General features: G+C 60.8%; 15 protein-coding genes. 7 read left to right on the forward strand and 8 right to left on the reverse strand.

Features of this window, described 5'->3' with window-relative positions; all coding sequences use genetic code 11:
• Positions 1 to 45: 45 nt before the first annotated feature.
• The 4 genes from EUB48_RS09725 to EUB48_RS09740 form a co-directional block, all read right to left on the reverse strand.
• Positions 46 to 543, reverse strand: a complete 498-nt coding sequence (locus EUB48_RS09725) for an RDD family protein (protein WP_244618392.1) — start codon at positions 541 to 543, stop codon at positions 46 to 48.
• Positions 544 to 623: 80 nt separating this feature from the next.
• The gene (locus EUB48_RS09730) at positions 624 to 1,433 is read right to left on the reverse strand and encodes a DUF3106 domain-containing protein (RefSeq protein WP_142818679.1); all 810 of its coding nucleotides are present in this window, start codon (positions 1,431 to 1,433) and stop codon (positions 624 to 626) included.
• Between the two features lie 15 nt (positions 1,434 to 1,448).
• Positions 1,449 to 1,886 (reverse strand): DUF3619 family protein, encoded by a 438-nt coding sequence (locus EUB48_RS09735; protein ID WP_142818680.1) that lies wholly within the window; start codon positions 1,884 to 1,886, stop codon positions 1,449 to 1,451.
• Positions 1,883 to 2,449: an RNA polymerase sigma factor gene (locus tag EUB48_RS09740; RefSeq protein WP_142818681.1), complete on the reverse strand. Its 567-nt coding sequence runs from the start codon at positions 2,447 to 2,449 to the stop codon at positions 1,883 to 1,885. The genes EUB48_RS09735 and EUB48_RS09740 overlap by 4 nt, the downstream gene beginning before the upstream one ends.
• Positions 2,450 to 2,743: 294 nt before the next feature.
• Between EUB48_RS09740 and EUB48_RS09745 the strand changes: the two genes are divergently transcribed.
• From EUB48_RS09745 to EUB48_RS09775, 7 genes are all read left to right on the forward strand, one after another.
• Positions 2,744 to 4,549: an acetolactate synthase 3 catalytic subunit gene (locus tag EUB48_RS09745; protein WP_142818682.1), complete on the forward strand. Its 1,806-nt coding sequence runs from the start codon at positions 2,744 to 2,746 to the stop codon at positions 4,547 to 4,549.
• A gap of 143 nt (positions 4,550 to 4,692) precedes the next feature.
• Positions 4,693 to 5,184, forward strand: coding sequence for an acetolactate synthase small subunit (ilvN, locus tag EUB48_RS09750; protein WP_142818683.1), 492 nt, complete (start codon positions 4,693 to 4,695; stop codon positions 5,182 to 5,184).
• Positions 5,185 to 5,231: 47 nt separating this feature from the next.
• A complete protein-coding gene (gene ilvC / locus EUB48_RS09755; protein WP_142818684.1) occupies positions 5,232 to 6,248 on the forward strand; it encodes a ketol-acid reductoisomerase in 1,017 nt (338 codons plus the stop codon).
• Between the two features lie 195 nt (positions 6,249 to 6,443).
• Positions 6,444 to 7,259: a CDP-diacylglycerol--serine O-phosphatidyltransferase gene (gene pssA, locus EUB48_RS09760; protein WP_142818685.1), complete on the forward strand. Its 816-nt coding sequence runs from the start codon at positions 6,444 to 6,446 to the stop codon at positions 7,257 to 7,259.
• A 206-nt stretch (positions 7,260 to 7,465) separates the two neighbouring features.
• The gene (gene leuA / locus EUB48_RS09765; protein ID WP_142818686.1) at positions 7,466 to 9,199 is read left to right on the forward strand and encodes a 2-isopropylmalate synthase; all 1,734 of its coding nucleotides are present in this window, start codon (positions 7,466 to 7,468) and stop codon (positions 9,197 to 9,199) included.
• Positions 9,200 to 9,241: 42 nt separating this feature from the next.
• Entirely contained in the window at positions 9,242 to 10,780 is a 1,539-nt protein-coding gene (locus EUB48_RS09770; protein ID WP_142818687.1) for a 2-isopropylmalate synthase, read from the forward strand.
• 117 nt (positions 10,781 to 10,897) lie between these two features.
• A complete protein-coding gene (locus EUB48_RS09775; RefSeq protein ID WP_142818688.1) occupies positions 10,898 to 11,989 on the forward strand; it encodes a serine hydrolase in 1,092 nt (363 codons plus the stop codon).
• A 5-nt stretch (positions 11,990 to 11,994) separates the two neighbouring features.
• Here the strand turns inward: EUB48_RS09775 and EUB48_RS09780 are convergent, their stop codons facing one another.
• From EUB48_RS09780 to EUB48_RS09795, 4 genes are all read right to left on the reverse strand, one after another.
• Positions 11,995 to 12,789, reverse strand: coding sequence for an IclR family transcriptional regulator (locus tag EUB48_RS09780; RefSeq protein ID WP_142818689.1), 795 nt, complete (start codon positions 12,787 to 12,789; stop codon positions 11,995 to 11,997).
• A gap of 82 nt (positions 12,790 to 12,871) precedes the next feature.
• Positions 12,872 to 13,624 (reverse strand): arginyltransferase, encoded by a 753-nt coding sequence (locus EUB48_RS09785; RefSeq protein ID WP_142818690.1) that lies wholly within the window; start codon positions 13,622 to 13,624, stop codon positions 12,872 to 12,874.
• Complete coding sequence (gene aat, locus EUB48_RS09790; protein ID WP_142818691.1) at positions 13,621 to 14,385, reverse strand: leucyl/phenylalanyl-tRNA--protein transferase; 765 nt, start codon at positions 14,383 to 14,385, stop codon at positions 13,621 to 13,623. Before aat ends, EUB48_RS09785 begins: the two co-directional genes overlap by 4 nt.
• Before the next feature lie 73 nt (positions 14,386 to 14,458).
• Complete coding sequence (locus EUB48_RS09795; RefSeq protein ID WP_142818692.1) at positions 14,459 to 15,403, reverse strand: polysaccharide deacetylase family protein; 945 nt, start codon at positions 15,401 to 15,403, stop codon at positions 14,459 to 14,461.
• Positions 15,404 to 15,405 lie beyond the last annotated feature (2 nt).

Raw genomic sequence — 15,405 nt, forward strand, 5'->3', positions numbered from 1 at the left:
TTGTCGCCGAGGTTCTCGGCGCTGGGCGCTGGCACCGCGGGCGGCTTACCGGCTCAGCGGCATGGACGGCACCAGCCGTGTTCCGGCCAACGCGTCATGCCAGAACTGCCGCTGCGGCTGAAAGCGGCTCAAAAGGGCCCAAATCGCCACCCAGCCCATGGTGATGACGGCGGATTCGCCGCCCGACAGCGTGAACGGTGCCTGCGCGGCCAGCGCCGGCAGAAACCACAGCCAGCTCAGGACATAACGCAAAAGAGCGCGCGCCTGCGTCAGGGGCTGCCCGAACCGGTCCACCACGCGAATGTTCCAGGTCTTCATGGCCAATGTTTGCCCCTTGGCCCAGAACCAGGTGAAGTAAATGCCGAACACCACGAACAGGAAGGCCTGCAGGGCGTGGCGGTTGTCCATGGCGTTGCGCGTCTGGCTCAGCGTGCCGAACAGGTAGCCGGCAATGAACACCACGCCGAACATCAGCATGCCCTCGTACAGCCAGCACGCCATGCGCCTGGGCAGCGGTGGCGCCCGCAAGTCGATAACTATCATATTGATAGCTGAATGTGCATGATGGGCAAGGGCTGCAGCGCCATTTTGCTCAGATTCCATGGTGACCGGAGAGGGCGAGCTCAACGAGCCGGAGCGATGGCGGGAGCCGGCTCAGGCGACGGCGCCTCCCGTGGTGCGCTGGGCAGCAGGGTGTTGCGATCGACCTGATGCAGCTCCGGAGTGCTTTTTGCCGGATTGGACGGGGCCGGGTTCAGATTTGGCGTCGGGTTCGGCTTGGCGGGTCGCAGGCTGGCCATCTTTTGATGCGGCGCCGGCTTCACGGCTGTTGCCGCACCCCTGATCTTGGGCGGCGCCTTGGCTTCCAGCGCCTGTCTTTCTTCAGGGCTCAGGGCTTGATACGCCTGCCATTTGGCGCGTTTTTCTTCTGCGGAAAGCTGTTTGGTCTCGGCAAAGTTCAGCCGGGCCTGGGTGCGCTGCTGCGCGCTCAGGGAGACCCATTCGGTCATGCGGCTGTACAGCTTGGCCTGTTCTTCGATGGGCATGGACGGGAAATTTCTCGAAAGGGCCAGCCATTTCCGTCTCTGGCCGGGACTCATCGTGCCCCAGTTGGCGGCCAGCGGCTGCAGCGCCTCTTGCTGGGCCGGGGTGAGTTCGTTCCAGGCACTCCTTGGCGCGCTGCGAGCCCCGTTTTTGCCGGCAGCCTTGCTCACGCGTCCAGGAGGTTTGGCTGCGGCGATCGGATGGGATGCGGCCGGGATCGGCGCGCTGGCCGTGGCGTGGGCGGGAACGGCGACAGGGGCAGCAGGCGCGGTATTTCTCCAATCCCCCGGGACAAAGCGCAGGATTCCGAGCAAAAGGAGAAAAGCGGCGGCAAAAATAGCCGCGCCCGTCGCGAGCGGGTTAAGCTTCCGTACGGGCGCTTGCTGCATGGTTCTCATCCGGATTTACTGGGCCGTATCCTTGCTGGAGTTGAGAAACTGCAAAAAGCCCGGGTCCATATAGGCTGCGGGGGGCAAGTCGTCGGTCAGCAGGGCGGCATCGACTTCGGCCACTTCGACCGCACGGCTGTTGTTCTGCACGACGTTGATGGCAATCAGGCCGGCGACCAGCGCAACGAGCGGCAGGGCCGAGGCAATGCGGCCCCACCAGCTCAGGCCCTCATCGCCAAATGTCAGCGCGGCGCCAGCGCCGGAGGCCACCACGGTGGCGGCACTGTGCGTGCGGACAATTTTGCGATGCGCCAGCGCCCGCACGCGGGACGCGCGCAGACGCTCGGAAATATCGTGCGGCAGATCGGTCACGCCTTCCGACAGGCGTGCGGCGACCCTCTGGCCGAAACGGTCCTGGAGAATCTCGGCTTGATGCTGGAGTGAATTGGTCATAGTTGTATCCCCTTTGCCCTGAGCGCTTTGCTCAAAGCCTGGACTGCCCGTGAACAATGTGTTTTGACACTGCCTTCCGAACAACCCATGGCCGCTGCCGTTTCGGCAACGTCCATCTCCTCCCAGTAACGCATCAGGAAGGCTTGTCGTTGACGTGGCGGCAGTTCTTGTATCTCGACCTCGATCTCGCCAAACACCTGGGCGCGCCCCATGGCGTCTTCGGCGCTTTCCGTGCGTTGTGAGTCCTCGGCCAGCTGCAAAGTTTCCAGCAGGTCGAAATTTCCATCGTCTCCCGCGATTTCGAAGTCGCTCATGTTCGAAAACAGGGCATTGCGCGTCTTTTGACGGCGGAACCAGTCCAGCGTGCAATTGGACAGGATGCGCTGGAACAGCATCGGCAATTCGTCCGCAGGCTTCTCGCCGTAGTGCTCAGCCAATTTCATCATGCTGTCCTGCACGATGTCGAGCGCCGATTCTTCGTTGCGAACGTGATACACCGAGCGTTTGAAGGCCCGCTTTTCGACGCTTTTCAGGAAGTCAGAAAGTTCTTGTTCAGTGGCCAAAAGGGATCAAGCCGGTGCGGCTGTACGATGAATGTTGCCTCACACGGAGTGCTTTTTTGCTGCGCTTGCGGGGCGCATTATGGCATCGCCCGGCAGTTTTTTTGCTCTGGCCGGCAGATTTTCCATTGCTGCGGTGCAATAATGCACACTGCAAATCAAAAAGCAAACGGGTCACGGTCCGGCGACGCAAGCAGCTCGCCCATGGCTTTGGCCTCAAGTCCCGACTCGGCTTCACAAGAGTTCGCGCTAGGGGCACCCAAGGTTTTTCGTTAGAGAAAATCACAAAGGTTGATCATGGAAATCTCCAAAGCTGAAATCGCTTCCGCCGCAGCAGCGACGGTTGCTGCCCACAACGCGTCCGCCACGGCTCATGGCGGTAAATCAGAGCTGATGGGCGCCGAAATCCTCGTGAAGGCGCTGCAGGCCGAAAACGTCAAATACGTCTGGGGCTATCCGGGCGGCGCGGTTCTGTATATCTACGACGCTTTCTACAAGCAGGACACGATCCAGCACGTGCTGGTGCGACATGAGCAGGCCGCCGTTCATGCGGCCGACGGCTATGCGCGGGCCACCGGCGACGTGGGCGTGGCGCTGGTCACCTCCGGCCCCGGCGTGACCAATGCGGTGACCGGCATCGCCACGGCCTATATGGACAGCATCCCGATGGTGATCATCACCGGGCAGGTGCCGACGCACGCGATCGGTCTCGATGCGTTCCAGGAATGCGACACCGTGGGCATTACCCGCCCCATCGTCAAGCACAACTTCCTGGTCAAGGACGTGCGCGATCTGGCCAAGACCCTGAAGCAGGCGTTTCACATCGCGCGCACCGGCCGTCCCGGTCCGGTGGTGGTGGACATTCCGAAGGACGTGTCCTTCAAGAAGACAGCGTACGCAGGCTACCCCGAGACCGTGGAGATGCGTTCCTACAACCCGGTGCGCAAGGGCCATGGCGGCCAGATCCGCAAGGCGCTGCAGTTGCTGCTGGCGGCCAAGCGGCCCTACATCTACACCGGCGGCGGCGTCGTGATCGGCAATGCTTCGCAGGAGCTGCGCACCCTGGTGGACATGCTGGGCTATCCGGTGACCAACACCCTGATGGGCCTGGGCGCCTATCCGGCCAGCGACCGCAAGTTCCTGGGCATGCTGGGCATGCACGGCACGATCGAGGCCAACAACGCGATGCAGAACTGCGACGTGCTGCTGGCCGTGGGGGCGCGCTTTGACGACCGCGTGATCGGCAACACCAAGCACTTTGCGCAGAACGAACGCAAGATCATCCACATCGACATCGATCCATCGAGTATTTCCAAGCGCGTGAAGGTCGACATCCCCATCGTCGGCGACGTGAAAGACGTGCTGACCGAGTTGATCGGCATGATCAAGGAGTCTGCCGTCAAGCCCGACGCCAAGGCCCTGGCCGGCTGGTGGAACACGATTGAAGGCTGGCGCGACCGTCACTGCCTCAAGTACAGCCGCGGCACGGGGGATGTGATCAAACCCCAGTACGTGGTCGAGACGTTGTGGAACATGACCAAGGACGCCGATACCTACATCACCTCCGACGTGGGCCAGCACCAGATGTGGGCCGCGCAGTATTACCGTTTCGACGAGCCGCGCCGCTGGATCAATTCGGGCGGCCTGGGCACCATGGGCGTGGGCATTCCCTACGCCATGGGCATCAAGATGGCCAGACCCGACAGCGAGGTGTTTTGCATCACCGGTGAGGGCTCGGTGCAGATGTGCATCCAGGAGCTTTCCACCTGCCTGCAATACAACACGCCGATCAAGATCGTCTCGCTGAACAATCGTTACCTGGGCATGGTGCGCCAGTGGCAGGAGGTGGAATACGCGGGCCGCTACAGCAGCAGCTACATGGACGCGCTGCCGAACTTCGTCAAGCTGGCCGAGGCGTACGGGCACGTGGGCCTGTTGATCGAAAGCCCCCAGGATGTGGAGCCCGCGCTGCGCGAGGCGCGCAAGCTCAAGGACCGCACCGTGTTCATGGACTTTCGCACCGACCCGACCGAGAACGTATTTCCCATGGTGCAGTCGGGCAAGGGCATTACCGAGATGCTGCTCGGGTCCGAAGATTTATGAGACTTTGCGGGACAGACCGCAGCCGCCCTGGCGGCAAGCCCTGTGCTCAACTAATTTAGCTTTTCCATCGACGAATCTATTGCTTGCCAAGCCTGCGCATTACCGTGTGCAGGGGAGGGCAGCGAAAAGAGGAATCTTCTGATATGAAACACATCATTGCAGTTTTGCTCGAAAACGAGCCTGGCGCCCTTTCCCGCGTGGTGGGCCTGTTCTCGGCCCGGGGCTACAACATCGAATCGCTGACAGTTGCTCCCACCGAGGACGCCACCTTGTCGCGCATGACGATCCAGACCTCGGGGTCCGACGACGTGATCGAGCAGATCACCAAACATCTGAACCGCCTGATCGAGGTGGTCAAGGTGGTGGACCTGACTGAAGGGTCCTACACCGAGCGCGAACTCATGATGGTCAAGGTGCGTGCGGTCGGCAAGGAGCGCGAGGAGATGAAGCGCATGGCCGACATCTTTCGCGGCCGCATCATCGACGTGACCGAGAAGAGCTACACCATCGAACTCACCGGGGACCAGTCCAAGAACGATGCCTTCCTGGAAGCGCTGGAGCGCAGCGCGATTCTGGAGACGGTACGCACCGGTTCCAGCGGCATTGGCCGGGGTGAGAGAATCCTGCGGGTTTGAAGGTGTCCCCATTCATTGATTAACTGATTTAACCGAAGGAAGAGAAAATGAAAGTTTTTTACGACAAGGACTGCGACCTGAGCCTGATCAAGGGCAAGACGGTGGCCATCATCGGCTACGGCAGCCAGGGCCATGCCCATGCCCAGAACCTGAACGACAGCGGCGTGAAGGTCGTGGTCGGCCTGCGCAAGGGCGGCGCGTCTTGGTCCAAGGTGGAAAAAGCCGGCCTCAAGGTCGCCGCCGTGGCGGATGCGGTCAAGGCCGCCGACGTCGTCATGATTCTGCTGCCCGACGAGCAGATCGGCACGGTTTACAAAAACGACATCGAGCCCAACATCAAGCAGGGTGCCTCGCTGGTGTTCGCGCACGGCTTCAACGTGCACTACGGTGCCGTAATTCCCCGCGCCGACCTCGATGTCTGGATGGTCGCGCCCAAGGCGCCGGGCCACACCGTGCGCAGCACCTACACGCAAGGCGGCGGCGTGCCCCAATTGATCGCGGTGTATCAGGACAAGAGCGGCAAGGCGCGCGACCTGGCCCTGTCCTACGCCATGGCCAATGGGGGCGGCAAGGCCGGCATCATCGAGACCAACTTCCGCGAAGAAACCGAAACCGACCTGTTCGGCGAGCAGGCCGTTCTGTGCGGCGGCACGGTGGAACTCGTCAAGGCGGGTTTCGAGACGCTGGTCGAAGCGGGCTACGCCCCCGAGATGGCCTACTTCGAATGCCTGCACGAGCTCAAGCTGATCGTGGATTTGATCTATGAAGGCGGTATCGCCAACATGAACTACTCGATCTCCAACAACGCCGAGTACGGCGAGTACGTGACCGGCCCGAAAATCGTCACGGCCGCGACCAAGGACGCCATGCGCGCGTGTCTCAAGGACATCCAGACCGGCGAGTACGCCAAGAACTTCATTCTGGAAAACAAGGCCGGCGCGCCGACACTGCTGAGCCGCCGCCGCCTGATGGCCGAGCACCAGATCGAGACCGTGGGTGAATCGCTGCGCGCGATGATGCCCTGGATCAAGAAGAACAAGCTGGTGGATCAGACCCGCAACTGATGCTTCGTTGCACCGCGCAAAGGCCACCTTCGGGTGGCCTTCGTTCTGGTGGTCGCGGCGCCCGGTGACTGTCTTACACTTCCGTCCGGGTGCGAGTTTGCGGCGTGCCGGGCGAGGCGGCTCGCGGTCCATACCGGGGCACTATTAATTTGATAGCTATCATCGTACTATTCACAAGGGCTACAGGCTTTATTTATGCATGATGGTTCAGACTCCGACACACCTCCCGTCGAGGCAGTGATGATGCGCAAGCGTCGCAAGGGCATCTACATCCTGCCCAACCTGTTCACACTGGCGGCGCTGTTCGGTGGCTTTTATGCCGTGGTGATGGCCATGAACAGCCGCTTCGACATGGCGGCCATCGGTGTGTTCTTCGCCATGGTGCTGGACAGCCTGGACGGCCGCGTGGCGCGCATGACGAATACGCAAAGCGCGTTCGGCGAACAGATGGATTCGCTCTCGGACATGGTGTCGTTTGGCGCCGCGCCGGCGCTGATCGCGTACGAGTGGGGCTTGAAAGGGCTGGGTCGCTGGGGCTGGATCGCCGCGTTTGTCTATTGCGCCTGCGCGGCCCTGCGGCTGGCGCGCTTCAACGTCAACACCAGCGTGGTCGACAAGCGTTACTTCCAGGGGCTGCCCTCGCCGGCCGCCGCAGCGCTGGTCACCGGATTCATCTGGATCATGACCGACCTTGGCATCCCGGGCCCCTCGGTGGCATGGCCCATGTTCGCGCTGGCGCTCTACGCGGGGCTGACGATGGTGACCAACGTGCCGTTCTACAGCTTCAAGGACGTGCACATGAAAAAAAGCGTGCCGTTCGGGGTCATCGTGTTGATCGCGCTGGGTATTGCCGTCATCAACATTCATCCGCCGACCGTCCTGTTCAGTCTGTTCGTGATCTATGGCTTGAGCGGCTACGTGGTTTATGGCTGGCGCAGAGCCAAAGGCATCCAGACCAGCGTGATCAGCACCTCGACGGACGAGCCGGACGAGCGGGGCTTGCACAAGTGAGGGGCCTCCTGACATCGGCCGCACCCTCGAACGCCGCTGATGCCTGTGCTATAGTTTGCGGCATGAAACAAATTTCGCTGGTGCTACTGCTATCTCCCTACGGGCGGAGACGGTAGCGCACGCGCAAACCTTCACAACGGCCCGTATGCACCAGCAACGGGCCGTTTTGTTTTGGGTTGCTGGTTTTTGAGCAAAGAGACTCCACCATGTTGAAACAACCCGCCAGCAAATACGCATCTTTCAAACCCGTTCACCTGAGCGACCGCACGTGGCCCGATGTCGTGCTGACCCAGGCACCCATCTGGCTCAGCACCGATCTGCGCGATGGCAACCAGGCGCTGATCGAACCGATGGACATCGAGCGCAAACTGCGCATGTTCCAGATGCTGGTGAAGATCGGCTTCAAGGAAATCGAGGTGGGGTTCCCCTCTGCGTCGCAGATCGAATTCGATTTCGTGCGGCAGCTGATCGACGGCAACCTGATTCCCGACGACGTGACGATTCAGGTGCTGATGCAGGCGCGCGAACCGTTGATTCGCCGCACCTTCGAGTCGCTGCAGGGCGCACAGCGGGCCATCGTGCACCTGTACAACGCCACGGCGCCCGTGATGCGCCGCGTGGTGCTGGGCATGGACGAGGACGGGATCGTCGAGCTGGCGGTGGCCAATGCCCGATTGTTCCGCGAGCTTGCCGCGCAGCAGCCCGCGACGCGATGGACGTTCCAGTATTCGCCCGAAATGTTCTCGGGCACCGAGCTCGAATTTTCCAGACGCGTGGTGGACGCGGTGACCGAGGTCTGGCAGCCCACGCCGCAGCACAAATGCATCGTCAATCTGCCCTCGACCGTCGAGCACTCCACGCCCAATATCTTTGCCGACATGATGGAGTGGATGCACCGGCATCTGGCGCGGCGCGATTCGATCGTGCTGTCGGTGCACCCCCACAATGACCGCGGCACCGGCACCGCCGCCGGCGAATTTGCCCTGATGGCCGGTGCGGACCGCATCGAAGGCTGCCTGTTCGGCAACGGCGAGCGCACCGGCAACCTCGATCTGGTCAATGTGGCGCTGAACCTTTACACACAGGGCGTGTCGCCGGGACTCGATTTTTCTGAAATCGATGAAATCCGCCGCACCGTCGAGCACTGCAACCAGTTGCCGGTGCACCCACGCCACCCGTATGTGGGCGATCTGGTCTATACCTCGTTTTCGGGCTCGCACCAGGACGCCATCAAAAAGGCTTTTGCGGCACGCCGGGAAGGGGACGTCTGGGACATGCCTTATCTGCCCATCGACCCCAAGGATCTCGGGCGCAGCTATGAGGCGGTGATTCGCGTCAACAGCCAGTCGGGCAAGGGCGGCATTGCGTATTTGTTGGAGAGCGAGTTCGGTCTTGACTTGCCGCGGCGCCTGCAGGTGGAGTTCAGCCACGCGGTGCAGGCGGTGATGGACGCGTCGGGCAAGGAGCTGACGGCGCACGATCTTTGGCAGATGTTCGAGCGCGAGTATGGCGTCAAGACCATCGCCGCGCCACGTTATCAAGTCACGGAGCCGGCTCACGGTGCTGCTTCACAAGGGGTTGCGTTGGTGGCGGACCTTGACCTGGCCGGGCGTCCGCTGAAAATTCAGGGACGGGGTACCGGGCCCATCGATGCCTTCATTCAAGGCCTGAGCAGGGCCACGGGGCAGGGTGTGCGCGTTCTGGATTACCGCCAGCATTCGGTGGGGGCAGGGGCCGACGCACGGGCGGTGGCGTACATGGAGTTGCGCATCAATGAGGAACGAACCCTGTTCGGTGTTGGCATGGACGCGAATATCGTGACCGCCTCGCTCAAGGCCGTCGTTTGCGGCATGCAGCGCGCGGGCGTATTGGCGGTGCCGGAAGATCGAGAAAACGCGGCACCCTCCGGCCCTGCCAGAGCCATCAGCGCTGCCGTGTGATCGGCCGCGCCACGACTAAAATAACGCAACCAGGAGCCCTTCATGGCCGACAAACTCATCATTTTTGACACCACCTTGCGTGACGGCGAGCAGTCGCCGGGCGCATCGATGACGCGTGACGAGAAACTGCGCATTGCCCGCCAGCTCGATCGCCTGAAGGTTGATGTCATCGAGGCCGGCTTCGCGGCCAGCTCTAACGGTGATTTCGAGGCTGTGCAGGCCATTGCGCGGGCCGTCAGGGATTCGACCATTTGTTCATTGTCGCGTGCCAATGACCGTGATATTTCGCGCGCTGCCGAAGCGCTCAAGGACGCCAGCCGCGCACGCATTCACACCTTCATCGCCACCTCCGCGCTGCACATGGAAAAGAAGCTGCGCATGACGCCTGACGAAGTGTTCGAGCAGGCCAGGCTCTCGGTGCGTTTTGCGCGCAATCTGGTGGGCGATGTGGAGTTCAGTCCGGAAGACGGCTATCGCAGCGACATGGATTTTTTGTGCCGGGTGATCGAGGCCGTGATTGCCGAGGGTGCAACCACGATCAACGTGCCGGACACGGTGGGCTATGCGGTGCCTGAGCTCTACGGCAACTTCATCAAGACCTTGCGCGAGCGCATCCCCAACAGCGACAAGGCGGTCTGGTCGGTGCATTGTCATAACGACCTGGGCATGGCGGTGGCCAATTCGCTGGCCGGGGTCAAGATCGGCGGTGCCCGCCAGGTGGAGTGCACCATCAACGGTCTTGGCGAGCGCGCCGGCAACTGTTCGCTTGAAGAGATCGTGATGGCCGTCAAGACGCGCAAGGACTATTTTGGCCTTGAACTCGGCATCGACACGCGGCATATTCTGGCAACCAGCCGCATGGTCAGCCAGACCACCGGCTTTGTGGTGCAGCCGAACAAGGCAGTGGTTGGTGCCAACGCCTTCGCACACGCGTCGGGCATTCATCAGGACGGCGTACTGAAGGCGCGCGACACCTACGAAATCATGCGCGCCGAGGACGTGGGCTGGACCGCCAACAAAATCGTGCTGGGCAAGCTGAGCGGGCGCAATGCTTTCAAGCAGCGCCTGCAGGAACTGGGCGTTGCCATGGACAGCGAGGCCGACATCAACACTGCCTTTGCCCGCTTCAAGGAACTGGCCGATCGCAAGAGCGAGATTTTCGACGAAGACATTCTCGCGCTGGTCAGCGATGAGAGCATCACGCGCGGCAGCGAACAATATGTTTTCGTGTCACTGGCGCAGCACAGTGAAACCGGTGAACGCCCGCAGGCCACGATCGTCTTTACGGCGGGCGGCAAGGAAGTCAAAGGCGAGTCCGATGGCAATGGCCCGGTCGATGCCTCGCTGAAGGCCATCGAGACGCACGTCAAAAGCGGTGCAGAGATGGTGCTCTATTCCGTGAACGCCATCAGCGGCTCCACAGAGAGCCAGGGCGAGGTGACGGTGCGCCTGCAAAACAGCGGCCGCGTGGTCAACGGCGTGGGGGCAGACCCCGATATCGTCGTGGCTTCTGCCAAAGCTTATCTGAATGCCCTCAACAAGTTACAAAGCAAATCTGATCAGGTGGCAGCCCAGGGATAGGGTAAATACCTAGAACCTGAGTACCTGTTTAGGAAAATCTCGCAAGTATTTGATCTTGCATGATTTTTTCATTTCGATACACTCGGGGCATGTTCAAGGCGTATCGGAGATAAAACCATGTCCCGCTGTGCAAATTTCGAAGTGAGTCAAGTTTTGAATCGCCTACTACAAATTGTTTCTGCTCTGGTTCTTGCGAGCACCTTGGCTTTGCCCGCAGCACAAGCGGCCGGGCCCAAGAAGGTTGTTGTCAAAAAGCAGGCCCACTCCATTCATGTTTCCAGGCGTGTGGTTGCCACGATATCTCCGCGTGTCCGCACCAAGGGTGCCAAGGTGGTTGCCAGTTCCAGACGCAAGTCCGTCGTTCATGTGGCTTATGTCCCCGCCCAACCGTCTTTCGGAGAATTGGCGGGCCTGCACTCGACCCAGGATCCGCTTGACCTCAAGTCGGGCGTGGCGCTGGTGATGGATCAGGACACGCATGAGGTGCTTTTCAGCAAGAATGACCAGGCCGTGCTGCCCATTGCGTCCCTGAGCAAGTTGATGACCGGTTTGCTCATCAGCGAGGCGGGCTTGCCGATGAATGAGATGATCACCATCACGCAGGACGACGTCGACACTGAAAAGCACAGCAGTTCACGCCTGAGGGTGGGCACAGTGCTCAGCCGCGGTGAGTTGCTGCACCTGGCCCTGATGTCCAGCGAGAACCGGGCCGCCCATGCGCTGGGGCGTACCTATCCTGGTGGATTGCCAGCGTTTGTCTCACTGATGAATGCCAAGGCAAAAATGATCGGCATGAAGGACACCCGCTATGTAGAGCCTACTGGTTTGTCGAGCGAGAACCAGTCCAGCGCACGCGACCTGGCGACGCTGGTGAATGTGGCCTACAAGGATCCGACCCTGCGTGAACTCACGACTTCCCACAATTTTGACGTCGATGTGGGCAACCGGACTTTGCAATACAACAACACCAATCGTCTGGTCAAAAACCCCGGGTGGGATATCGGTTTGCAAAAGACGGGCTATATCACCGAAGCCGGACACTGCCTGTTGTTGCAGGCCAAGATTGCCGGGCGCAAGCTCATCATGGTGTTCCTCGACTCTGCCGGCTCGCTTAGCCGCTTTGCCGACGCTGAACGCGTGCGCCGCTGGGTCGAGTCCCATCCGCCTGCGGCCGTCAGTGTCTCTTCAGCCAAGCACGTCAACGGCTGAGCTGCTCAGGTCGGCCGGCCCGGCGGAGGCTTGTAGCCTAGAGCCGCTGATATCTGGTTGACGGTCGCTTGAAGCTTGGGTAACCAGCCCTCGTCGAGGCGGTCCGCCGGCGCCGAAATCGATAAACCGGCAATCAGTTTTCTCTGGTCGTCATAAATGCCGGCGCCCATGCAGCGCACCCCTAATTCCAGCTCTTCGTTGTCGCGCGCAGTGCCATACTGCCTGGCCTTGGCGAGTTCTCGCTCCAGCGCGGGCAGCTGGGTAATACTGTTCTTGGTGTGCCCGCTCAGACCCGTTCGCGTCGCATAGGTGCGTACGCGTTGAGGGTCGTCGTTCGCCAGAAACAGTTTGCCCACCGAGGTCAGGTGCAACGGTGCGCGCCCACCGATTGCGCGCACTACCTGCATGCCCGAGCGCTCGCCAAAAGAGCGTTCGATGTACACGATTTCATCGCCCTGGCGCATGCTCAGGTTCACGGGCTGCTGAATGAGGTGATGCAGCTCACGCATCGGCCCTAGCGCCGCATCACGCACGCTTAAACGCCCCTTGACCAGGTTGCCGAGCTCCAGCAAGCGCATGCCCAGCCGGTAACTGCCCGCCTCGGGACGGTCCACGAAGCGGCCGGTGGCCAGATCGTTCAGGATGCGGTGGGTGGTAGATGGATGCAAACCGGTCAGCGCGCTGATTTCTTTCAGGGAGACGGCTTCATCGCGCGAGGCCAAGATATCGATGAGCGCAAACATGCGCTCGATGACCTGCACGGTGGGTTTTGCCGGGACAGTCGGGTCCGATCTTTTCATGGTGTGTCCGGGAAATGTTGAAACCAGATTTTATCTGGTGAAAAAAAGATACGCCACCCGGTAGCCGGGCGCACAGGTATGGCTACGTGGCAGCGCGGGAATTACCCGTAACCCAGCGGCCATCCATCAATATTTCATGCGGCCCAAATCGCGCCTTGTAATTCATCTTCGGGCTCTGGCTGATCCAGTAACCCAGGTACACATGTGGCAGTTCCAGTTGACGCGCCTGCTCTATTTGCCACAGCACGCTGTAAGTGCCGTAGCTGGCACTGGCATCAGGCTCGTAGAAGGTGTAGACGGCCGACAGGCCATCGTTGAGCACATCGAGGATGGAGACCATCTTGAGCGCGCCGGGCGTACTGTCGGCCAGCGTTTCGCGGAACTCCACCAGGCGCGAATTCACCCGGCTTTGCAGCAAAAACTGGGTGTATTGGTCGATGCTGTCATGGTCCATGCCGCCCCCTGCATGGCGGCCGTTCTGGTAGCGCAGGTATAAGTGATAGTGCTCCGGCACGAAGCACAGCTTGAGCACACGGGCCTGCAGATTTTGATGCCGGCTCCAGGCCCTGCGCTGGCTGCGGTCCGGGCTGAAACTACGGACCAGAACCCGCAGCGGCAAGCAGGCGCGGCAACCATCGCAATAAGGCCGATAGGTGAACATGCCGCTGCGCCGAAAACCCTTGGTCACCAGGTCGGAGTATGTATCGTTATGAATCAGGTGGCTGGGGGTGGCCACCTGCGAACGGGCCTGGTTGCCCGGCAGATAGCTGCAGGGGTAGGGCGCCGTTGCATAGAACTGCAAGGTTTGAAGAGGGAGATCCTTGAGGTGCGTCACGTTGGCACAGTCTTCGCGAGCAGGAGTTTGTGCCAGTATACGTGTTCGAACTGCCAGCGTGGTGCTGGCAGCACCGAGTTGTGCGCTACCTGATTTACAAAACTGGCGCGGCTGATTTCTCGCGCTCCCAGCGAGGCCAGATGGCCGGTGTTCTGCTGGCAGTCGATCAGATCGATGCCGTTATGCCTGCAAAAGCACACGAGCGCCGCCAGTGCAATCTTGGACGCATCAGGTACCCGGGTGAACATTGATTCACCAAAGAGGGCCTTGCCGAGTGCCACGCAATACAGGCCGCCCATTAGTTGCCCGTCGACCCAGGTTTCCACGCTGTGAGCCAGTCCGGCGCCATGCAGCGCCTCGTAGGCCAGCACCATGTCAGGCACGATCCAGGTGCCCGACTGGCCCGTGCGCGCGCTGGCTGAGCAAGAACGAATGACTTGCGCGAATGCACTGTCAATGCGGATATCACAGCGTGCATCGCGCTGAAAACGGTCAAGCGCCTTGCGCAGTGAACGATGCAGCTTGAAGTCGTTTACCCGCAGTACCATGCGCGGATCGGGGCTCCACCACAAGATGGGCTGGTCATCGCTGAACCACGGAAAGATGCCTTGGGAATAGGCCCGAACCAGGCTCTCGACGTCCAGCGCGCCGCCCCCCGCCAGCAACCCGGGCGCCGGGTCCGACGCACCCCAAGCCTGCTCGGGTTCCGGGAACGGAGCGCCGGGAGCCAGCCAGGGGAGCCTGGATTGGGAAGATTGCATGGTGTGCGTGAAAAGGGATGGCGCTGGGGCAATTACACACGCATCGCGGGTGCCACTCGCACCGCCACAGCCTTCAGCCTTCGCGCAAATTTCTCAGCATGCGCATACCAAACCGCAGGCGGGTTCTGTCCCAAGGGGTGAAGCGCCTGATCTGCAGTGGGTCATCGCCCTGCCGTGATGCGCCCCATTGCGTACTGAAAGCAGCGTCAAAGCCCAAGCTGCGCACCACCTCCACCGCTTGCAATGAATAATCTTCACCCGGCTTGCCGTTGGGATAAGCAAATAGCCCCACGCGCTCGCCCAGCAGTCGCTCCAGAAAAATTTGACTGTCGCTTATCTCCTGGCGAGCCTGATCCTCGCTGAGCCTGGCCAGGATGGGATGAGAAACCGTATGTGCACCAATCTGCATACCTGCCTGGTGCATGGCCTTGACTTGCAGCGAGGTCATCATCAGATCTTGCGGCAGTTGCACTTGGGCCAGCCGGGCGATTTGTTCAGTGACACTGATGCGCTGCGCAAGCGGCTGGTACTTGACTTGATCAATGAGCGCCGCAATCGCCGCCCGCTTGTCGGCGAGGGTGGTGACGGGGTGTCGCCCCAAATTCAGCGAAGAAAAATCCAGCAGTGGGCTTGTGCCGTTACGAACCGTCTCAATGATGGTGTCGTTCCACATGCGCCCGCCATTGAGAAAGCCGGTGGCGATAAAGAAGGTAGCCGTGAGCCCATGCCGCTGCAGTATGGGCATCGCCACCTCAAAGTTATCGGCATAACCGTCGTCAAAGGTGATGCAGGCGGCACGTACGGGCAGCGTGCCGGCTTTGAGTCTTATCACTGCCTGGTCTAGCGGCAGCACGTTAAACCACGACTTGAGCCAGCCGCAAACCTCGGCAAACCGGCGAGCGTCCATTTCGTCAGGGAAGAGTGGATCTGGTGCGGGCAAGACGCGATGAAAAATCAGCGTTGACAGACGCGCACCGGCACCAGCGGGCGACATCCATTGCAAAAGTGTCTTCACCATGA

Origin of the sequence: Rhodoferax sediminis (genome assembly GCF_006970865.1) — a bacterium.
Lineage (GTDB): Bacteria > Pseudomonadota > Gammaproteobacteria > Burkholderiales > Burkholderiaceae_C > Rhodoferax_A > Rhodoferax_A sediminis.